This window comes from Citreicoccus inhibens, assembly GCF_019039035.1.
In the GTDB taxonomy this organism is placed as follows: domain Bacteria; phylum Myxococcota; class Myxococcia; order Myxococcales; family Myxococcaceae; genus Citreicoccus; species Citreicoccus inhibens.
In genome coordinates this window covers 1-20,421 of sequence record NZ_JAHNZT010000020.1, presented here as the reverse complement: position 1 = coordinate 20,421, position 20,421 = coordinate 1, and the positions used below count along the sequence as shown (strand labels likewise).

Below are 20,421 nucleotides of genomic sequence, written 5' to 3'. Positions count from 1 at the left end.
ACGCCCCGCGGTAGGAGCCCGTCGATGCGCAAGGCGCAGTGCCCGTTCAATCAGACCCAGGTCGCCTTCTTCGAGAAACAGGCGAGCATCATCGAGAAGTACAAGTTCCGCGGCATCTGCTTCATCTTGTCGCTCCAGTGGCTGGAGCTGCGGAGCGCGGGCAACACGAACGCGGGGAGCATCTCCAAGCTCTTGCACGGCGGGAAGTTTCGCGAGCTCTGGGTGGACTTCGAAACCCAGACACAGATGGCAAGCCGTCTCCAGAAGGAGCTGCGCACCGAGGTTGACCAAGCGCGCATCGCCGCGGAGAGCTTCGTCCCCGCCATCTCGGGCCTCCAGGGGATGATCAATCAGCTGACCACCGACGAAACCGACTTGCACATCCAGTTGCTCGCGCGGCTCCAGGAACTCCGTGCGCAGCGGCGCGAGCAGGTCCTGCGCGAGCGCGGCGCCAAGGGCCAGCTCCAGCGGATGTTCGCTTCCGAGGACGAGCAGCTCCACGGCGATACGGGAACGTTCTCGGAGCAGATCATGCGCAAGGTCTTCGCCATGACGCTCAAGCTGGTCGTCGTCGATGACCTCAAGGTCGAGAAGAAGCGCACCCTCTTCGCCGACACCCTGAACTGGTCACACGCGGGTACGATTGCGAGTCAGCTCGTGATGCTGACAGGAGACGCTCCCGCGATGTTCGAGATTGGCTTCTATGGGGATGGCGCGCACTCCATCGCCCTGTACACGGAGGGCAAAGGGACCTATTCGCTCTTCGACCCCAACTACGGCGTCTTCGAGGGCAATGGCAATCTCAACACGCTGAGTCAGGACCTCTCCAAGCTGATGGAGGACAAGTACCCCAAGATGAACAAGTTCGTCATCTCCTGGCTCACGGCGGATTGAGCATCCCTCATGCCACGCCGAACTACAGGGTCCCCGAGGACGGATCGGATCGCCGCTTCTTGAGCGGCTGCGTGGGCGCCTCGTCCTCGGCGCCTCCCCCGATAGGATTCCAACGGATGGACAGGGGTTGGCGAGGACAGGTCACGTGCTTGCGCGCGATCTTATCCAGAGCAGTCAACACCTGCCGACAGTCCGGGCAGTGCGCCGCGACAATCTCCGCGCGGCGCTTCTTTTCGCGCAGCGCCAGCTCACGCTTCCTCCAGCGCAGCACCTCTACGATGACGCCATTGTGGTCGCTGTAGGCATAGGCCTTGCCCTTGAGCTCCGTGTGCTTGTCCGTCAACCCATGGAACACGAACACGGGCTCGACGTTGGGGTCGCCCTCGTCAAACGCATGGGCCTTGCCATCCTTGATGACCGCGGTCACCTGACGAGAGCACGCGATGTCGAAGTGGGTCGTGTAGTTGCTGTTTGTCCCCGAGATGCTGAACGTATCGTGCCCGCCGAACCCCACGAGTTCCTGTTTTTCATCCAGCACGCTCGTCACCCAGTCCCCGCCACCCAGGTGGTTCTTCAGCGTGGCTGAAACGAAGTCACTCTTCTTCTGGTTGGTGTCGCCCATCACCAGGTCGAGTTCCTCCGTTTCCGTAGCCTCCCTGGCATTGTTCTTCAAGTAGCGGAGGACTCGGAGACCGTCATTGCAGATGCTGTTCGGCGTGTGCACGAACGCCATGACCCAGCCCATGACCTTCAGGATGACGCAGCGAGCGTTCTCGTCCTTGTTATCGTCGGAGGTGAGCAAGTAGGGGAAGAACTCCACGTCGCCCAGACTGGTGCGGGAGTGCTCGTTCCTCAAGACGACGAACCGGTGGCGCGAATCCCCCGTGGGGTTCATGCCCGTGACGATCTCGTAGCCGCCCACGGACTTCACGCCCAGGTCCTCCTCGATGTCCGTCGTGAAAGCCTCGCCCAACACGATGAGGTCTGGCACCCGCGCACTGGGAAGGTCGCCCCGCGACTGGGTCCGGTTCATCGTGCTCTTCTTGATGGTGTCAATCACGCCTTCCAGGAAAGCACGCAGTTCCGCCTTGCTCTGAGTCGTGGGTTGGCCCTCCGGCCCCAGGAGCCCCAAATAGGCACTCGATAGGTTCTTGGATTCCTGCTGGGTCGCGAACTGGATGGTCGACGTGGGATAGGTGATCTTCTTCAGGTCGCGCTGGTAGACGGGCCTCTTGTAGTCACGCTTGCGGTCCGTCCCCAGGGAGAAGACCGCGCCCGCGTTGGCTTGGGTCTGGTGCTTGAAGGAGTTGCCCATCAGCGCTGTCCCGAATGAGTCTTCCTTCTTCCCGGTCGATTCCAGCGATTGGTAGACGATGATCATCCTGGGCCCCTGCTGCGTGCGGTGTCACCCCGGACTCTAGCAGTCTACTGGGCAACCCCAAGTCGTCCCTGAGCGTCCGCGACCAGGAGCCGTCGCGAGGGCCCCGGGCGAGGCTTGGGTGGTCCCAACCTGGACGCGTCCGTGTATGGTCGAGGCTGGAGGTGCAGCTCATGGCACGAATCGCGCGTGGCACGCAGCCTCACAGCTCCTGGGCCCCCCGAATCCTGATGGCCGCCTTGGGAGTCCCTTTGCTCTGCGGAGGTTGCGGCCTCGCGGGCTTCCTCTATATCCGCAGCGAGAGTCCTTACGAACAGGCCGTCGAGCGCGTACGGAATCACCGACAAGTCACCGCGGCCTTGGGCAGCCCTGTCAGTTCAGACTTCATGTTCAAGGCGAACATGAAGTCCCAGGGCAACAATGGCGTCGCGGTGATGGAGATTGGCCTCTCGGGCCCCAGACAAGACGCTGTCTTGTATGTGAATGGCGTCCAGACCAGTGGCCTGTGGGGCTTCAATCGGCTCCGCGTCGTCGCGCACGACGGCACGGTCATCAACGTCGTCGGGGAGTAGGCCCCTCCGCGCCCATCAGAGCGGGCACTTCATGCCTTCGTGGCTCGCCGTGAAGCCCAGCCGCGCATAGAAGCGGTGGGCCTCCACGCGGCGCTTGTCCGTGGTGAGCTGCATCATTCCGCAGCCCCGCGCACGCGCACGCGCCATCGCGTCGTGCATCAGCGCCTCACCGATGCGGCGGCCTCGCAGGTCGGAGCGCACGCGCACCGCCTCCACCAGCGCCCGCCGCATCCCGCCCCGACTCAGGCCCGGAATGTACGTGAGCTGCAACGTGGCGATGACCTCGCCATCCAGCTCTCCCACGATGAGTTCGTTGTTTGGATCCGCGGAGATCTCATCGAACGCCGCTTGCACGGACGGCAACAGTGCTTCGGTGTAGCCCGTCCGTGCGCGCGCGATGGCATCGTCCGCGAGCAGCGCGAGGATGCTGGGCAGGTCGGCGGCAGTGGCGATTCGGAAAGTCACGGGGGGCATGCCCGGAGACTACGGGATGTGTCGCCGCCACTCACCGTTCCTCGCGGCCGCGCACCGCGCTGCCCCGTCGCTCGCGGAAGGCCTCCGAAGCCTGACGGACGCCCTCGTCGGGATAGGAGCTACAGCGGCACCAGCGTGCGCGACGGGTGCCAGGAGCATCGCGTGCAGGTGGGCCTCCCCACTCGCTCCCATCAGCCGCGCCTTCGCTCCTCATCGTCGCTGTTCGCGGCTGGCTCTCGGTTGCGGACACGCCCTAGCCGCCCCACGGGTCACCTGCACATCCACGACGAGCCAGCGCCCTTGACCCAGGCAGCACCACTCGACAGACCGCAGGCTGCGGCGGGCCTTCCCTTTCCCGTCGCGGGATACGCGTCCCACCTCGGAATGAAGCGGACCTCCTCCCCTGCCTCCGCGCGCTGGCCCCTTCAGGCCAGCGCGCCCCACCGAGCAGCTGTGCGCGTCGTCCATCAACCCGCAGAGCACGCTGCCGCCCCCTCAGGGACGAGCACGGCCGAGTCAGCGTGCGTCGAACCTCGCCACCTGCGCCACGAACGAACTGCCATTGCTCAAGGCGGCATACCAGCGCCCCAACGAAGTCCGCTCGCGGGCGATGAGGTCCGCTTTTCCGTCCCCGTCGACGTCTGCGACAAAGAGGCGGAAATCGCTACTGTTCACGGCCCAGCCTGAGAGCCAAGGCGTGGTTTGAGCCTGGAACTCCAGTCCGGTGCTGAGGGCCACCTTCCAATTCTTGTCGCCAGTGCGCTCCTTGGCGATGAGGTCAGCGCGGTGGTCACCATTCACGTCCGCCACGAACAAGTCATGATCCGCACTGCTGACCGCCCAGTTCGAAAGCGCGGTGGGCTGAGCCAGGAAACCCGTTCCGGTATTGCGCGCGACGTACCAATTTCCGGGCGAGTTCTTCTCCTTGGCGATGAGGTCCGCCCGACCGTCGCCGTCCACATCCGCGACGAAGAGGTCATACGCGCTGCTGACCACTGCCCATCCGGAGAGCCAATCGCCGGTCACGGGAACGAACTGAGTCCCGGTATTGAAGGCCACCTCCCAGGTGCCTGGAGAAGTCCGCCGCTTTGCCACCAGGTCAGCCTTGCCATCCGCGTTCAGGTCCGCGGCGAAGACGTCATAATCACTGCCAACAGCCCACCCCGGAGTGGCGGCAAGCCAGGGAGAGCCGGTCGGCACGAAGCGGGTTCCGTCGCTGAGGGCGACGTCCCACTCTCCGTTGACGCGGCTCTGCGCGACCAGGTCCTTCCTGCCGTCATTGTTCACGTCCACCAGGAACAGGTTGTAGGCGTCACTGACGACAGCCCAGCCCGTCAGCTTGGCGACCTCCGTGAAGGTCGGAACCAGCTTCACGTCGCCCGACTGCTTCGCGATGGCAACGCTCCCCCAGCGGCCTGGGTACTCGCGTTCCTTGATGATCATCTCCACGGGGCTGCCATCCCCACCCGGAAGGGCGGAGCCGTCGGGCTTCGTGTCCGTGAAGGCATCTCCGAAGAAGACGTCGAAGTCGGCCCCCTTGTCGCAATCCGTGCCAAAGCCAGCGCCGTCACTTGACGCCAGCAAGTTGCGGGTGAACTGCTGGAGCCGCGAGTCGACCCGCGAGATGAGGGGACCGCCCAGGTTTCGCAGCGTGGACCAGTCATCCAGGCCCCAACTCCAGAGCATGCTCATGCCGGCGACGACATGGCCACTCGTTGCTGAAGGGCGATACATCACGAGGTGAGTAAACTCATTGCCATAGGGAGTGGGGAATTGCGACGCCCAGGACGGGGCGTCGGAGAAACGCCCCTGTCCCAGTGGAAGCAGGCAGCCGGTGGGGCTCATTCGGAACAACAGGTTCGGATGGATGGAATCCGCCTCCCATCCGAGAATGCCCACGCGTTCGGTCGACGAGGGAAGCGTGGGGCCGATGACCACGTCTCCGGCCGCGGTGATGCCGCTCCCGAGGCTCGGGCGAGCGGCGACGGTGTTCGTGAAGAACGTGAGGGGGAGTTCAAACGTGTTGCCCGCGGGGTCGATGGGGTACTGGACGCCCAACAACTCTTGCTCGGGCTTGTTCACGGGAGGAGCCCGGAAGTAGGTCGTCGTGAGCTGGGGCGAGACCGAAAGGAGCGGGTCGGAGCAGTTCGGCGCTGCTGCTGGGACGAGGATGTCGCTCCGGCAGGCGGTCGTCGGGGTCGCAGTGTCCGTGGCGCTCTGCTTATAGCCCACGATAATGGGCCCCGGATTACCCGTCGTGGATGCCTCATAGCGGATCTGCCAGTAGCCGGTGTTCGCAGCCATTGCGATGAGATTGCCGCCCCGCGCGACAAAGGCATCCAGACTGTTGCGGGTCGCCATGTCCCAGTATTCGCCATGGCCGGAGATGATGGCAGAGCGGCGAGCGGCCATGAGGCTGGGGAAGCGCGAGACGTCATAGTCTGTGGCTACCGAGTACGGCAGGTTGTTCATCTCCAGGAAGCGGAGCAAGGGGACGTCCGTCTTGAAATGGTCCGGAATGTTCCAGGACGGCCGCGCCATGGAGACCTTGGTGGCCCTCGGCGTCGAGTACATGCTGAGGCGAGGGCACTTCGGCCAAGCCTCGCAGGTCGTCGAGGTGTACAGCGTTTCCCCCCAGGGGTTGTAGACCTCATTCGTCGTCGGGTTGACGATGACCAGACGCTCCGTGGACGCGTCATTGCGGACGACGAACGTCGCGAGGGTCTCCTTGATGGGCTCATCGGGGGACGGGTTGGGAGACGGGATCTCCGGAGTGATTCTCACGAAGTACAGACCCGACGTGAGCGCGGAGACGGGGGGCCGCACGGGCTGCGTCCACGCACACTCCACCAGTCCGTAGTCCGTCTCTTGTTGCCGAAGGGCCTGGTAGCCGGTGACGGTGGTCGGCGTCGCGATGCCGCATCGGGGTTGGGCAATCGGGCCATAGGTGGTTGATGGCGCGTTGCTCGAGTCGTAGACCACCAGCGCGCCCGCTCCGCCATACCAGCCAAGGCGATAGATGCGCAGCCGGAAGGCCTCGGGACTCTGGACGTAGATGCTGGGGAGCTCTCCCGCGTTGATCGAATAGGGCGCGACGTACACGCCTCGGGGCGCAACCAGGGGCTTGGCAGGGTCGTAGTGCCCCTGCCGGAACGTCGCGGGGGTGATGAGAGCTTCCCAATCATCGGACTGGGCCTGGCTGGTCACGGGGACTGCGACGAGCAAGCCCAACAAAAACAGCACAACCTTGTGTCTATTCACATTCTCTCCGACATCATTTTTCAAAGATGCCCGACGCGTATGACTCGAGGCTCCAGCAGTCAGGAACTGCTTTCGTCTCATGCCCCCGGGGGCCCGACGAGGACCGTAACAGGCTTTGATGGGAACGGGCCCATTCATTCCCCAGGTCGCAATGAGCAGCGGGGCAGGAGCACCGCATCTCCCGCGGGACTCGCGACAGACAGCTCCCTGGGTCAGGGAAGATGTCGCCTCGGCCCAGATGCCGGGCTGATGACGCCATGGGGGAGAGAGCAACCAAGACGCGGTTGACAGATCGGCCCCTTCCCCCGGAACAGGGCCTCGGTGCTCAACGGTCCTGGCTGTTGACCCACGGGGCAAAGGCTCGCAACGCGCGTCGAATGGGGCGCCGCTCTCTCCGAACAACACCATCACGAGCCCGCTGGCGGCGAGGAGCCAGAGCCCCGGTTGCCAGCTCTTCACGCGGCGACCTCGTGCGCGCCGAGCCTCGTTCAGCGACTCTTCGCACCCGGCATCGCGGGCGCGATGGCGAGCGAACGAGCAACTCCCGGTCAGCTCTCGCGAGCGCTGCGGACCAGATGGGTGGCGGGGAGCTCCGCAAGCAGGTGGTCGATGCAGGTACGTACCGCCGCCGTCAGCGACCGATGGGCGCGGTAGAGCAGATAGACACCGGCAGCCTCCCCTTCCCAGCCGTCTAGGACTCGAGCCATGTGCCGCTGCTTCACATCCTGGGCGCACAGCGACTCGGGGAGCATCGCGATGCCGACGCCTGCGAGCACCGCGCGATAAGCAGCGGAGAACTCACTCACGTAGAGGCGCGGCGCGAAGGTGAAACGGCGCTTCGTGCGACCTTGGGTGAGCGTCCACGTTGCGTGGCCGTCCGTGGCGCGCGTCGCGATGCAATCGTGAACGGCGAGGTCCTCGACGCCGCGAGGCGTGCCGTGCTCCTTCAGGTAATGCGGACTCGCGAACAGCAACTTTCGGGTCATTGGCCGGACCTCGCGCGCGACGAAGTCGTCGGTGTCGTTCAATCTCTCCGTCACGATCGCGATGTCGAAGCCGCTGTCGGGGTCGGGGCGACGCCCGTCGGTCTCCAGATCGATCGACACCCCCGGGTGCTTGGCGAGGTACAGGCAGACCGCGTTGGCGACGGCGGGTCCGAAGGCGTTCGGCGCGGCGATGCGAACGCGTCCGCGAGGTTCATCTTGGAGTTCGCGAACCTGCCCGGTGCCTTGCGCCAGGTCGTCCATCGCGCGGTCGGCATGGTCGAAGTACTTACGCCCCGCGTCCGTCAGTCGAAGCGTCCTCGTCGTGCGCTCGAGGAGCCGCAGGCCGAGCGATGACTCGAGCCGGGCGATGCGGCGGCTCACCGTCGAGACGGGAACCCCGCGCTCACGGGCAGCGGCAGAGAAGCTCCGCCGTTGCACCACGCGAACGAACAGGGCGACATCGTTGAGGTCCAGATCGATTTTTGCGCGCATGATAAGAGTTCGTTTCTAATCAGCATACTAGTGCGTTCTCGTCCCGCCCGGTATCTCGTTGCGCATGACATTGACGACTGACCAGACGCGCTGGCTCATGAAGGTGCTTCAACCCGAACAAACCGTGGCCTCGCTTCCCGGGGGCGCGGCGCTCACCGAGCCGATGCGCGCGGCCCTGCTTGGCCTCGCTCCGGACGTCTACTCCGCCGAGTTCGGGCGCCTGCGAGCAGGCGCGAAGGAGGCCGCGCGCGAGCTGCTCGCGGATCCCGCGGTGGGCGCGATGGTGGACCGCCTTCCCTTGCGGCCCGGGGCGAGGGTTATCGCGTTCGGAGATAGCCACACCTCGGATCCGCAGTCGTGGGCGGTGATCCTGAACGAGATGTTGGCCGCGCGCCGTCCCGCGGATGGAATCTCGTTCGACGTCAGCGCCGTCGCCGGTGAGACGACAACGCACGGCCTGATTCGAATCGGCGGGGTCATCGCGAGGAAGCCAGACTGGATCTTGTTCTTCATCGGCGTGAACGACGCTCGAACGCAAGGCCCGACGCCGAGCAAGACGCTCGTCGCTCCCGAGGAGACGGCGCGCAACCTCGCGGAGCTCCGCCAGCGCGTCGCCCGGGAGACGAAGGCGCAGTGTCTGTGGGTAACGCCGGCCCCGGTGCGCGAAGAGCGCGTGTCGCAGCATGGAGGGTTGTCCCGCTTCGGGGTTCGCTTCCGCAACGAGGACATCGCCCGCGTCGCCGAGGTCATTGCCACTTTCGACGAGCCCGCGATCGAACTGTTCGCGAGGCTCGGGCTGCCACCTCCGCAGGAGCTGCTCATGGAGGACGGCCTTCACTTCACGCTGGAGGGGCAGAAGCGAATCGCGCTCGAAGTCGTGCGCGGCTGGGCCGACGCGAGGGCGCGATGAAGTATCTGGTCACGGGCGCGACCGGTAACATCGGCGCGGGGGTCACCCGGTGCCTCCTTGCACGGGGCGTTCGCCCGTGTGTGTTCGTGCGCGACGCGAACAAGGCGCGAGCGCTTTTCGGAGATCGGGTCGACGTCCGGGTCGGCGATCTGGCCGGTTCGCGCGCCTCTCTCTCCACCGCCCTCGCCGGAATCGATGCGGTGTTTCTCCTGAGCAGCGGTCCCAAGCTCGGTGTCTGGGATCGCGCGTTCGCGCTCGCCGCCAGGGCTGCCGGGGTCAAGCACCTGGTCAAGCTCTCGACGCTGGATGTGAGCACGGGCGTGGGGACCGGCCCATGGCATGCGCGCGGCGAGACCGCCATTCGAGAGAGCGGCCTCTCGTTCACGTTCATCCAGTCGGCGGCGTTCATGTCGAACGTGCTCGGCTGGGCCGATTCGATCGCCTCCGAGGGCGTGCTCCGGTCCTCCACCGGCGAGGGGGAGATCGCCTTCATCCATCCGGACGACATCGCCGAGGTGGTCACCAAGGCCCTGACGACGCGCGAGTACGTCGGGGAGTCTTTGGTGATCACAGGGCCGGAGGCGCTGAGCTACGGCGAGATGGCCTCCCGGGTCGGCGCCGCCATCGGAAAGTCGGTTCGCTTCGAGCCAATCTCCGATGAGCAAGCCCAGTCGAGCGTTGGCAGAGGCCCGTACGCCGCGGCGCTCGTCGATATCTGGCGCGCGGTCCGCGAAGGGCGGATGGCGCTCGTCAACGAAGGAGTGGAGCGCGTCCTCGGGCGAAGGCCGCTCTCCTTCGACCACTGGGTCCAGCAGCACGCCGACGCGTTTCGCTGATCGATCCGCTTCGGTAGGCCCCCCAGAGGAGCAGCCGGGAAGGTGCCCAGGCGGCGCCCCCTCGTTCCCCAACTCTCGGGGCAACCCACTGGAGGACGCCCTCGCGTCCCTCGAAGCCATCACAGGTGCGCGTGGCCGGCCCGGTTCCGTGAGGCGGACGTCATGAGTCGAGCGCCCCGCAAGCGCCTCATCCCCATCCGCAGAGCCAAGAAGCGAGACTTCACATCCGGAACCGGACCGAGCTGCTCGCCTCGAAGGTGCATCAAGGTGTCGCGGACGGAGGGCGCCACGCCCCAATCCCCCTGGAAGACCGGGGGCTGGTCCAGGAGGGCACGCGGAGCGCCTTGGTGCGCGGGCATCGCGCACGGGGTTGGACGTGGCGCGACTGGAGCGAGCAACGACACTTGGAGCCTTCACGGGTGCGGGCTCGCCGCGCCGCTGGCGATGAGCCGGCGCCATGCCGTGCGCGTGCGGGAGCTGTTGGCGTGACGTCCCCAGCGCGCTCAGGCCTGGGCCTGGGTGCGCGTGCCCTCATCGCGGCCGTGCACCGCGGCCGAAGGGCTGGTGGCCTCCACGGCGGTGAACGTCTCCAGGATTCGGTAGGTGTGGCGCGCCCCTCGGGGCACGAGCCATGAGTCCCCGGGATTGAGCACCAACACCTGCCCCTCCAGGTGCAGCTCCGCGCGTCCCTTGAGCACGAAGCCCACGGTCTCGTAATCGCGGGGCAGCGCCGGGGCGGGCTCGCCCGGCGGCTCGTCCTCCCACATCCGCATGGACAGCCGGACCCCGGAGGCGAGGTATTTCTGTCCCATCTCTCCGCGAGGAGAGTGCCGGCTCTCGACCTTCTTCACGCTGGTGTCACCCATGCCTGTCTCCTGATGGCGGAGCGTGGCCACGCCCCTGACCTCAAGGTAGGCAAGGTGTCGGATGTTGGCGGGCGGACAGCCACGGGCTGGCTGTCCGCCCACGGACGGGAGCGCCGAGGGCCCAGTCCTCCGAGGGGAGACTGACCCACCCGGCGCGGAGTCCCGGGTGAGGCTCAGCTCTGGACGGCGCGCACGTTCTGGGCCTGGAGCCCCTTGGGACCGCGCGTCACGTCGAACTCCACCTTCTGGCCCTCTTGGAGGGTACGGAAGCCATCCATGTTGATGGCGGAGTGGTGGCAGAAGACATCCTCACCATTCTCCTGGGCAATAAAGCCAAACCCCTTCGCGTCGTTGAACCACTTCACAGTTCCAATTGCCATGTGACCTTCTTCTTTCTGCTCTGACTGGGGGCCTGGCATCACCAGCCCCCCCGTGACGGGACGGACATCGCTCCGGCACGCAGGGAATTCTACTCACTTGCCAGCAGGAGCCAGGAGCCCACCCGACCACCGGGCCACCGAGCGTCGGCCAATCGACAATCGGGCCTTCAGAAGTGTTCTCCGGCCCCTTCACACTTCTTCACCCGTCCCGGGCGCGGGCTTCACACCGGCTCTCTACTTTCTGCTCCGTCAAAAACGCCCGAGCCCTTCGCAGACCGCTCGGGTCCACCCAGGAGCAGCACATGTTTGGATTTGTCTTTGGAACCGCGTGCCTCGCCGGCCTGTTCGCCACCGTGCGCCGGGGCTTCCACCACCGCTGGCACTCGCATCACCCCTTCGGCCACGGCGACCGCCGGGGCTTCGGTTGGCGTCTCCGCCTGCGCTGGCTGTTCGAGCGGCTGGACGCGACGCCCGGCCAGGAGAAGGTCATCGCGCAGGCCGCGGATGACGTGTTCGAGGCGTTCGGCAAGGCGCGCACGGTGCTCGGCGACAGCCGCTCCACCGTGGCCCAGGCCATGCGGGGCGAGCAGTTCGACGGCGCCGCGGTGCGCGAGTTGTTCAGCCGCCAGGACATCGCGCTGGAGGAAGTCCGCCGCACCGTTCAGGGCGCGCTCGCGCAGGTGCACGAGGCCCTGGAGCCGCACCAGCGCCGCGAGCTGGCGGACCTCATGGAGCGCGGCTGGCACCACGGCTGGCGGGGCCACCCCCCCGGGCGCTGCGGTTGGCGCGGGCGCGGTCATCACCCCGGCTCGCACTTCGATGACGCCCGTCCCCCCATGTACTGAGCCTCGTTCCCTCCGGCACACGCAAGGAGCACACCCATGCCTCGCCGTCTGTTGATCATCCTCCTCGCCGCGGGAACCGTCGGCGGCTACGCCTCGGGCTTCGCGAGCCTCGCCCATCGTCACCGGGCCTGCCATGCAGGTGCGGCGTGGGACGGCCCCTCGCCCCGCACGCCCCAACCCGCGCCGACCACCAGCGCGCCGCCGCCCGCCGCCGCGAGCAGTGGCCCGGTCATCGTCTCCGTCACCCCGCCGCCCGCCTTCGCTCCGCTCCCGGTCGCCGCGACGGCGATGCCCACCCTGATGCCGTCCCCGCAGGGCCTCCAGGCCCTCTATGTCGCGACCCCCATGGGCCTGCAGCCCGTCATCGTCACCACCGCGGCGGGAGCGCAGCCGGTGTATGTCGCCGCCGCCCCCATGGCGGCCGGTGTCACGGGGTTCGCCCTCTCCACGGGAAACCTGGCGACGCTCGACGCCAGCCCGGCCGTCCGGCCGTCCCCCACCCTGGCCCTGCCCGTTTCCATGGGCAGCGCGCCCGCCGCGACGACCGGGGCGCGTTAGAGTCCCGGCCCTCCATGTCCACACGCGTCCTGCTCATCGACGACGACACCCGGATGTATGAACTGCTCGCCGAGTACCTCGGGAAGAACGGCCTCACCGTCAGCCACGCGGTCGACGGAGGACGTGGGCTGGCGGCGTTGGAGGCCGGGGCCTACGACGCCGTGCTCCTGGACGTGATGATGCCGGGCATGGATGGCCTGGAGGTGTGCAAGCGCATCCGGGCCAAGAGCCGCATCCCGGTGCTCATGCTCACCGCCAAGGGTGATGAGACGGACCGCGTGGTGGGCCTGGAGTTGGGCGCGGACGACTATCTGCCCAAGCCCTTCAGTCCGCGCGAGCTGCTCGCGCGGTTGCGCGCGGTGCTGCGGCGCTCGCAGCCCTCGGCGGTGGCGGACCGCCTGGAGGCCGCGGGCGTCTCCATCGACGTGGCCGGGCGCGAGGTCCAGGTGGATGGCAAGCCGGTGGACCTCACCGGCCTGGAGTTCGACCTCCTGGTGGCGCTGGTCCGCCGCGCGGGGCGCGTCATCCCCCGCGACGCGCTGCTGGGTGAGGCCGGCCGCACGGACACCGTCGTGGGCGAGCGCACCGTGGACGTGCACATCTCCCATCTGAGACAGAAGCTCGGCGACGTGGGCACCCGGCTCATCAAGACCGTGCGCGGCGTGGGCTACGTCTTCGCCAAAGAGGGCGTATGAGGCCCCGCCCTCCACCCCGGCCCCATCCCCGCTCGCAGGGTCGGGGCCGTCATCCGCCGCCCTTCCCTCATCCCCCCCCCTGGCATCAGTGGCACCACTGGCATCACTGGCGAATGGGGCGCCTGGGCCACTACGTGCGCGCCCGCCTGCACCGCCGGCTCTTCATGTGGTTCGGCGCGAGCATCCTCGTCACCAGCATGATCGTCGGCGCGGTGATGAACCTGGTGGGCGGCACGCTGTGGAGCCAGGAAGCGGAGCGCATGCGCCACTACGTCGGCAATCGCTTCGCCGAGGCCTGGGACGTCCCGGCGCAGCGGCAGGCGCTGATGGAGGGCATCTCGCGCGACTTGAACGTGTCCGTGGAGCTGCTGGACACGGGCGGGGCCGTCATCGCGCACGCAGGGGAGCCATGCCACGGGCCCGACATCTCCGTGCCCGTGGAGCGCGGCGGCACGCGCCTGGGCCAGGCGCGCGCCTGCTATGGCAACACGCGCAACCGGCCCATCTGGCGCTTCATCCTGCCACTGGCCTTGTCGGCGATCGTGCTGTGGGCCGCCTCCGGAAGCATCGCCCGGAAGCTGGCGCGCCCGGTGGACATCCTGGTGCGCACGACCCAAGCGCTCGGCGCGGGCAAGCTGGATGCCCGCGCGAGCCTGGACTGGCACGCCACGGGCGAGTTCGCCGAGCTGGCCGAGGCCTTCAATGACATGGCCGCGCGCATCGAGAAGCAGGTGGTGGACCAACGCGAGCTGCTCGCCGCCGTCTCACATGAGCTGCGCACGCCCCTGGCTCGCATGCGCGTCCTCACGGAGCTTTTGCGCGACAGCGGCGGCAGTCCCCGCACGCTCGACCAGATGGACCGCGAGGTGGTGGAGCTGGACGCGCTGGTGGGCGAACTCCTGGCCAGCTCGCGGCTGGACTTCGGGCAGCTCACGCCCAAGGTGCTGGATGGCCGGGAGCTGGCGTGTCGAGCGCTGGAGCGCGCGGGCCTCCCCACGGAGAGACTCGACGTCACCGCCGAGGAGCCGGGGCTGGTGGCGGATGCGACGCTGCTGGGGCGCGCCCTGGTGAACCTGCTGGACAACGCGCGCAAGCACGGCGGCGGCGCGGAGTCGCTGCGGATGATGCCGCGCGGCGATGCCGAGGTGGCCTTCTGCGTGGATGACCGAGGTCCAGGCCTCCTCCCCGGCGAAGAGACGCGCATCTTCCAGCCGTTCTACCGCAAGGACCGCGGCGGAGAGGCGCGCGAGGCGGGCTCCCTGGGCCTGGGGCTCGCGCTCGTGCAGCGCATCGCCCGAGCCCATGGGGGTGAGACCTTCGCGGAGAACCGCCCGGGTGGCGGCGCGCGGGTGGGCTTCACCGTCCGCCGGCAGGGCCCCCCGGGGCGCGCGGAAGCCTGACGCGGAAGCGACTCCGGGGCCTGAAGCCTCACGGCCCCGGAGCGCGGCGCACGCCTACTTCTTCGCCGTGGCGTCCGCGGCGGAGAAGTCGAAGGTGGCCTCGGCGGGCGCGTCGTCCTTGACCGTCACCTCGGCCGTCTTCGTGCCGAGCGTCTCGTGCCACGCCTCCAGCGTGTACGTGCCCGCCGGCAGGCCCGTGAGCGTGAAGGCGCCGTCCTCGCCCGTGGTCGCGAAGAACGGGTTCGCGTTGGAGACGACGAAGGCCGCCATCCACGGGTGCACGTCGCACTTGAGCTTGAGCACGTCCGCATCCGCGGGCAGCGCCTTCTCCACCGGAGCGGCCGACGGCGGCTGCGCGACGTTGAACACGGGCTTGGTGCCCACCACGCCGCGGACGTTGTGGAGCGTGCCGTCGCTGTTCTTGAACATCACCTGCTGGCCCGGCATCGCGCCCTGCACGCGCGGCAGGTACGTGCACTTGGACTGGTCCACGAGCACCGGCGTGGTCGGCGCGGGCGGAGCACCGGCCACGGGCCCCTTCACGCGCACCAGCACGTTCTGCAGTCGCCCGTCCTTCACCAGCACCGACTGCTCCTTCGCCGGCCGTCCCTCGCAGGCCGAGTCGAGGCTCGCGGGCAGGTCCGCCATCACGGGCGCCTCGCCCGCGAACTTCACCACGCCCTTCACCACGCCCTTGCCCGCGGGCGCGGCGGCCACCGGCGCGGCGGGCCTGGCGGCCGAAGGCGCGGGCGTCTCCGTCGAGGGTGCGGGCGCGGGCGGCGCCTCGTCCTTCTTGCAAGCCGGCAGGGCCATCAGGCCCGCGGCACCCACCACCGCCAGGCCGAGCGAACGCAGCGTCATGAGGCAGTCTCCTTGATGAGCTTCAGGGTTCCAACGTGGGTCCCCTCGTAGTGGAAGGGAGACCCCAAGTCCAACCGGCGGGGCGGGCTCGGCGGGGCTACTCGCGGCGGCTCACGCTGAAGGCCGCCAGCCCGAGGAACACCACCGCGAACGCGAGCAGCACCGGGACTTCCAGCCCCAGGCCGCTCTGAGCGGAGCCCACCGCCGCGGACGCCTCGACGCCATAGAGCGCCCGGCGCACGCCTTCGACCGAGAAGCGCATGGGGTTGAGCCGCATCACCCACGCCATCACCGGCCCCGCGCCCTTCAGCGGGAACATGGCGCCGGACAGCACCCACATGGGCAGGAGCACGATGCTCATCACCGCGTGGTAGCCCGCGCTGGAGCGCACCCACCACGCCAGCGACATGCCCATGCCCGTCAGCGCGAGCGCCGACAGCACCATCACCGCGGCCAACAGCGGCAGGTTCACCGTGTCCCCCCGCACGCCGGCCAACGGGGCCAGCAGGAGGAACAGCGACGCCTGCATCAGCGCGATGGTGGACGAGCCGAGCGCCTTGCCCAACACCACCGCGAGCCGAGAACCCGGCCCGGCGAGCACCGCCTGGAGGAAGCCCTCCTTGCGGTCCTCGATGACGGTGATGGTGGCGAAGATGGCGCTGAAGAGCACCACCATGGTGACGACGCCGGGGAAGAAGAACTGCTGGTAGCCCAGCCCCTGCGCGCCCTCCACGCGGAACGAGCCCGCGAAGCCCGAGCCGATGACGAACCAGAACAGGATGGGCTGCGCGAGCGCGCCCACCACGCGGCTCGGCTGCCGGAAGAAGCGCACCACGTCACGCGCCAGCAGCACGCGCACCGTCGCCCATTGCAGCGCCAGCGCCCCGGGCTCGGGACGCGTGGCCGCGGGGGCCTCCAGCGCGGGCTGACCCGCGGATACCTCGGCGCTCATCGACGACCCCTCTTCGCGACGGGCTGCGGGGCCGGAGCGTCCGCTCCGAGCGCGCGCCCGGTGAGCTGGAGGAACACGTCCGCCAGCGTGGGCCGGCGCAGCGACACGGAGGCGAACCGCCCCGGAGGGAAGGCCTCCACCAGTCGCGGCACCAGCGCGTGTCCTTGCGCGACCTCCACGCGCACCTGCCCCTCCACCACGCTCGCCTCCAGCCCCAGGCGCTCGCGCACCTGCGTGGCCAGGGCCTCGGGCTCCGGCGCCTCCAGGGTCAGGATGTCCCCGCCCATGCGCGCCGCGAGCGCCGCCGGCGTGTCGCACGCCACCAGCTTCCCGCCGTCCAGGACCGCGAGCCGATCGCACACCTCCGCCTCGTCCGCGCGGTGGGTGGTGAGCAGCACCGTGATGCCCTCCGCGTCGCGCAGGCGCTTGAGGTGCGCCCAGAAGGTGCGGAACGAGCCCTCGTCCAAGCCCTGGGTGGGCTCGTCCATCAGGAGCACGCGGGGCTGGTGCACCAGCGCGCGCGCCAGCTCCAGCCGCCGCCGCATGCCGCCCGACCACGTCCCCACCCGCTCGTCGCCCCGGTCGCTCAGACCGATGAGCGTCAGCATGGTCTCCACCCGCTCACGCGCCCGCGCGCCGGACAGGCCGTACAGCCGAGCCCCCAGGAGCAGGTTCTCGCGCGCGGACAGCAGGTCATCCAGGCTGCCGCGCTGGAAGATGATGCCCATGCGGCGGCGCAGCGACGGGTCGCTCAGGGACAACGACTGCCCCGCGAAGCGCACATGCCCCGCGTCCGGAGCCAGCAGCCCCGCCAGGAGCTGGAACGTGGTGGACTTGCCCGCGCCGTTGGGACCGAGCAGGCCCAGGATCTCGCCCTGCCGCACGGACAGCGTCAGGCCATCCACCGCGGTGCGGCCAGCGAAACGGCGCGTGAGCCCCTCCAGTTGCAGCAAGGGGGGCGGAAGCGAGGGGACCGGGCTTTCAAGCATGGGCGTCTGCTCCCCGGCCTGCGCCCGCGCGCGCTAGCCGCGAGGGACGCGGTCGAGCATCAACGCGGCGAACAGGCCGGTCAGGTACAGCAGCGAATAGAAGAACGTCTGGCGCGCCCACGGCTTCCCGAGCTGCTTGAAGAAGCCCCACGCGCCCATGGCCAGGAAGGCGAGCCCCAGCCCGGCCGCCGCGGCCAGGTACCACACGCCCGCGATGTTCAGCTGGAAGGGCAGGAGCGTCATCGGGACGAGCGCCACCACGTAGAGCACGAGCTGCGCGCGGCTGGACTCGTCTCCTCGCTCCAGCGGCACGGACTTGAGGCCCGCGGCGGCGTACTCCTCCTTGCGGAAGAGCGCGATGGCGAGGAAGTGCGGCATCTGCCAGAGGAACAGGATGGCGAACAGCGCGAAGCCGCCCGAGTCCACCACGTTCGTCACCGCGGTCCACCCCATCAGCGGGGGCAGCGCGCCGGGAACGGCGCCCACCAGCATCGCCGCGGACGTGCGGGCCTTGAGCGGCGTGTACGCGAGCACGTAGCTCAACAGCGCCAGGAGCCCCAGGCCCGCGGTCAGCAGGTTGGCGCCCAGGGCCAGCGCGGGCAACGACACGGCCGCCAGCGAGATGCCGAACCAGAGCGCGACCGCGGGGTCCATGCGCCCGGCGGGCAGCGGCCGGTTGCGGGTGCGCGCCATGAACTGGTCGCTGTGGCGCTCCAGGTAGCAGTTGAGCGCGTTGGCCGCGCCCACGGTGCCGGAGGTGGCCAGCAAGGTCACCAGCGCGCGCCCGGGGCTCAGCGCGCCCGGCGCCAGCCACATGCCGCCGGCCGTCGTGATGATGACGAGGCTGGAGAGGCTGGGCTTGGTGAGGGAGACCAGGTCGGACGCGGTGGACGACAAGGACACAGCACGCGCGCTCACGCAGACTCCCGGGATGTGGCTCAGGCAGCCCTCGCTGCCGGCGCGGGTGGAAGACGGGACGCCGCTCCCGTCCAGGTGCGCCCTCCCATACAAGCACCGGGAGGGGGTGGCAAGGCCGCCGCTTCCAGGCTGGGAACGCGCGGGGCGGGCATATCGGCCGCCCGGCCGGGCATCAACCCGGCCTCCAGGACGAGCCCCGTGTCCAACTGGCGGCGCGCATCAGCGGCGCTTGTCCTGAAAGCACGACGCCGCGAGCCCTGGGGCCCGCGGCGTCGGGATGAAGCCAGCCGTGGACGGCTCGGGCTAGTTGCCCGCCATCCGCTGGGCCTCGGAGGCGTACTCGCCCTTCGGATCGCGCTTCATGTACTCCTGCGCCAGCATCTTGGCCTTGGAGCCCTGCTTGGAGTCCTTCGCCAGGAGCGAGGCGTAGAAGTAGTACGCCGGGGCGTAGTTCTCGTCGGAGGTGAGCGCGCGCTGGTAGGTCTCGTCCGCCTTCGCGGCGTCGCCCTTGCCCTGGTAGACGCGGCCCATCTCGGTGAGCGCCAGGGCCGCGCGGTCGGTCTGACCGACGAACTCCTGGTTGGCCTTCTCGAGCTGCTCCAGCGCCTTGTCCCACTCGGAGCGCTCCCGGAAGATGGCGCCCATGGCCAGCCGCGCCTCCGGGTTCTTGGCCTTCGGGTCCTTCACCGCGCGCTGATACTGCGCCAGCGCCTCGGGGAGCTTGCCCTGCCGGCGGTAGGCGTTGCCCAGCATCACGACCAGCTTGGGGCTGTCCCCCATGGTCTTGAGGGCGGTGTTGAGCGCGTCCGCGGCTTCCTTCTCGCCGCCGGGCTTGCCCATGAGCGCCTTGGCCAGCTCCACGTAGAACTGGGCGCGCGAGCCATCCAGGCGGATGGCCTTGCGGATCTCCTCGGCGGCGGCGTCGAAGTTGCCCTCGACGAGCAGGCGGCGGCCCTTGATGAGGCTGAGCTCCGGGTTCTGCTTGTCCAGCGCGAAGCCCGTCTCCTCGGCCTTGAGCACCTCGGCGCGAGCCTTGTCCTTGTCCACCGGCACGCCGGTGACCTCGGAGAGCTTCTGCTGCATCTCGGGCTTGAGCGAGGGCATGGCCAGCGACACGCGGCTGATGAGCAGCGAGCGCGCCAGGTGCGCCGTGGCCAGCTGCCGCGGGCTCGGCGGAGGATCCACCTCCAGCAGCGCCTTGAGCAGCCGGTTGGCCAGCTCGTAGTTGGGCTCGTCCTGCTCCAGCATCAGCAGCGAGCGCCCGAGCAGGGACTCCGGGTGGTTCTTCTCGTAGCGCAGCGCGAAGTCGTAGTTCTTCCAGGCCGTGGCGTCCTGGCCCATGCGCCGGTACACCGCGCCCAGACCGGCATAGACGCGCGGGTCGTCCGGAGACAGCGCCTGCGCGCGCTCCAGGCTGTCGCGGGCGCGCTCCATGTCTCCTGCGTTCATCTGGATGAGGCCCAGCGTCAGGTACAGGAGCGAGGACGCCTTGCCCTCCGCGTCGAACTTCTTCACCCGCTCCTCCAGCTGGCCCAGGGCCTCCTTGCCCTTGCCGCTGTAGGTGAGGATGAGCGCCTCGGCCGCATAGAGGTGGCTCGACAGCTCCTTGCCACTCTTGGCCGCGGCCAGATGCTCCTCGGCCTGCTTGCGGGCGTCGTCGCCGCCGCCGTGCTCACCCCAGCGGATGGCGTAGGCGTAGGCGAGGTAGCCGTGGGCCGCGGTGGAATCGGAGTCCACCTCGAGCGCCTGGTTGGCCGCGTCGCACGCCTTCTTGTAGCTGGCGAACGAGTCGTGCTTCAGCTCGGCGGTGGCCGCATCCAGCGCCTTCTTCAGCGAGTGGGCCCGGGCCTTCGCGCGCGACGCGTAGAACTGATAGCCGCCGGCGAACAGCGGGATGAGCACGATGAGCGCCAGCGTGACGAACTTGCTGCCACGTCCCGCCGGAGCGGCGACCCGACGCGGCGGGGCGTCATCCTCGTCGTCGTCCACCTCCTGCACCACCACCGGCGCGCGGCGCACGGGCGCCGGACGGGCCACCGGCTCCGCGCGAGCCGCCGCGGAACGCGCCGGCGACGCGGCCGGCTGAGGCTGGGCAGCCGGAGCCGCGCGAGCGGCGGCATTCGAGCGGGGCTCCAAAACAAACAACAACACAAC

At 68.6% G+C, this 20,421-nt stretch carries 19 protein-coding genes; 8 read left to right on the top strand and 11 right to left on the bottom strand.

All coding sequences use genetic code 11. The annotated features are described in order from the left end of the window. Positions 1–24: 24 nt before the first annotated feature. Positions 25–894 carry a YopT-type cysteine protease domain-containing protein gene (locus tag KRR26_RS22200; RefSeq protein WP_120210601.1) on the top strand — a complete coding sequence of 290 codons (870 nt, stop codon included), beginning with the start codon at positions 25–27 and terminating at the stop codon, positions 892–894. Between the two features lie 22 nt (positions 895–916). Here the strand turns inward: KRR26_RS22200 and KRR26_RS22195 are convergent, their stop codons facing one another. Then, complete coding sequence (locus KRR26_RS22195; RefSeq protein ID WP_217080743.1) at positions 917–2,275, bottom strand: hypothetical protein; 1,359 nt, start codon at positions 2,273–2,275, stop codon at positions 917–919. Between the two features lie 170 nt (positions 2,276–2,445). On the opposite strand from KRR26_RS22195, the gene KRR26_RS22190 reads away from it, so the two are divergent. Continuing rightward, positions 2,446–2,844 (top strand): cytochrome c oxidase assembly factor Coa1 family protein, encoded by a 399-nt coding sequence (locus KRR26_RS22190; protein WP_147423098.1) that lies wholly within the window; start codon positions 2,446–2,448, stop codon positions 2,842–2,844. 15 nt (positions 2,845–2,859) lie between these two features. Here the strand turns inward: KRR26_RS22190 and KRR26_RS22185 are convergent, their stop codons facing one another. The 3 genes from KRR26_RS22185 to KRR26_RS22175 all read right to left on the bottom strand — a co-directional run bounded on the left by KRR26_RS22185 (position 2,860) and on the right by KRR26_RS22175 (position 8,057). Beyond that, positions 2,860–3,318, bottom strand: a complete 459-nt coding sequence (locus KRR26_RS22185; protein WP_217080742.1) for a GNAT family N-acetyltransferase — start codon at positions 3,316–3,318, stop codon at positions 2,860–2,862. Positions 3,319–3,834: 516 nt separating this feature from the next. Further along, a complete protein-coding gene (locus KRR26_RS22180) occupies positions 3,835–6,660 on the bottom strand; it encodes a VCBS repeat-containing protein (protein WP_217080741.1) in 2,826 nt (941 codons plus the stop codon). A 467-nt stretch (positions 6,661–7,127) separates the two neighbouring features. Next, positions 7,128–8,057, bottom strand: coding sequence for a LysR family transcriptional regulator (locus KRR26_RS22175; RefSeq protein WP_120210606.1), 930 nt, complete (start codon positions 8,055–8,057; stop codon positions 7,128–7,130). 64 nt (positions 8,058–8,121) lie between these two features. Between KRR26_RS22175 and KRR26_RS22170 the strand changes: the two genes are divergently transcribed. Together KRR26_RS22170 and KRR26_RS22165 are read left to right on the top strand one after the other, a co-directional pair. Beyond that, positions 8,122–8,967, top strand: a complete 846-nt coding sequence (locus KRR26_RS22170) for an SGNH/GDSL hydrolase family protein (RefSeq protein WP_236069002.1) — start codon at positions 8,122–8,124, stop codon at positions 8,965–8,967. Beyond that, positions 8,964–9,803: an NAD(P)H-binding protein gene (locus tag KRR26_RS22165; protein ID WP_217080740.1), complete on the top strand. Its 840-nt coding sequence runs from the start codon at positions 8,964–8,966 to the stop codon at positions 9,801–9,803. Before KRR26_RS22170 ends, KRR26_RS22165 begins: the two co-directional genes overlap by 4 nt. Before the next feature lie 503 nt (positions 9,804–10,306). Here the strand turns inward: KRR26_RS22165 and KRR26_RS22160 are convergent. Further along, positions 10,307–10,669, bottom strand: coding sequence for a cupin domain-containing protein (locus KRR26_RS22160; protein WP_120210672.1), 363 nt, complete (start codon positions 10,667–10,669; stop codon positions 10,307–10,309). Between the two features lie 173 nt (positions 10,670–10,842). Beyond that, a complete protein-coding gene (locus KRR26_RS22155; RefSeq protein WP_120210608.1) occupies positions 10,843–11,049 on the bottom strand; it encodes a cold-shock protein in 207 nt (68 codons plus the stop codon). Between the two features lie 302 nt (positions 11,050–11,351). Between KRR26_RS22155 and KRR26_RS22150 the strand changes: the two genes are divergently transcribed. From KRR26_RS22150 to KRR26_RS22135, 4 genes are all read left to right on the top strand, one after another. Further along, on the top strand, positions 11,352–11,894 hold the full coding sequence (locus KRR26_RS22150) for a Spy/CpxP family protein refolding chaperone (RefSeq protein ID WP_217080739.1): 543 nt from the start codon (positions 11,352–11,354) through the stop codon (positions 11,892–11,894). 36 nt (positions 11,895–11,930) lie between these two features. Next, the gene (locus KRR26_RS22145) at positions 11,931–12,452 is read left to right on the top strand and encodes a hypothetical protein (protein ID WP_217080799.1); all 522 of its coding nucleotides are present in this window, start codon (positions 11,931–11,933) and stop codon (positions 12,450–12,452) included. A 14-nt stretch (positions 12,453–12,466) separates the two neighbouring features. After that, positions 12,467–13,147 carry a response regulator transcription factor gene (locus tag KRR26_RS22140; RefSeq protein WP_217080738.1) on the top strand — a complete coding sequence of 227 codons (681 nt, stop codon included), beginning with the start codon at positions 12,467–12,469 and terminating at the stop codon, positions 13,145–13,147. A gap of 113 nt (positions 13,148–13,260) precedes the next feature. Further along, positions 13,261–14,547, top strand: a complete 1,287-nt coding sequence (locus KRR26_RS22135; RefSeq protein WP_120210612.1) for a HAMP domain-containing sensor histidine kinase — start codon at positions 13,261–13,263, stop codon at positions 14,545–14,547. 54 nt (positions 14,548–14,601) lie between these two features. Here KRR26_RS22135 and KRR26_RS22130 read toward each other — a convergent pair whose 3' ends face one another. The 5 genes from KRR26_RS22130 to KRR26_RS22110 form a co-directional block, all read right to left on the bottom strand. After that, positions 14,602–15,408 carry a carboxypeptidase regulatory-like domain-containing protein gene (locus tag KRR26_RS22130; RefSeq protein WP_120210613.1) on the bottom strand — a complete coding sequence of 269 codons (807 nt, stop codon included), beginning with the start codon at positions 15,406–15,408 and terminating at the stop codon, positions 14,602–14,604. 97 nt (positions 15,409–15,505) lie between these two features. Beyond that, positions 15,506–16,360 (bottom strand): ABC transporter permease, encoded by an 855-nt coding sequence (locus KRR26_RS22125; RefSeq protein WP_120210614.1) that lies wholly within the window; start codon positions 16,358–16,360, stop codon positions 15,506–15,508. Then, entirely contained in the window at positions 16,357–17,349 is a 993-nt protein-coding gene (locus KRR26_RS22120) for an ABC transporter ATP-binding protein (RefSeq protein WP_217080737.1), read from the bottom strand. The genes KRR26_RS22125 and KRR26_RS22120 overlap by 4 nt, the downstream gene beginning before the upstream one ends. Positions 17,350–17,382: 33 nt before the next feature. Continuing rightward, complete coding sequence (gene cyoE / locus KRR26_RS22115; protein ID WP_120210616.1) at positions 17,383–18,267, bottom strand: heme o synthase; 885 nt, start codon at positions 18,265–18,267, stop codon at positions 17,383–17,385. Positions 18,268–18,570: 303 nt separating this feature from the next. Next, positions 18,571–20,421 (bottom strand): tetratricopeptide repeat protein (locus KRR26_RS22110; RefSeq protein ID WP_217080736.1); only part of this gene is annotated, 1,851 nt, incomplete at its 5' end.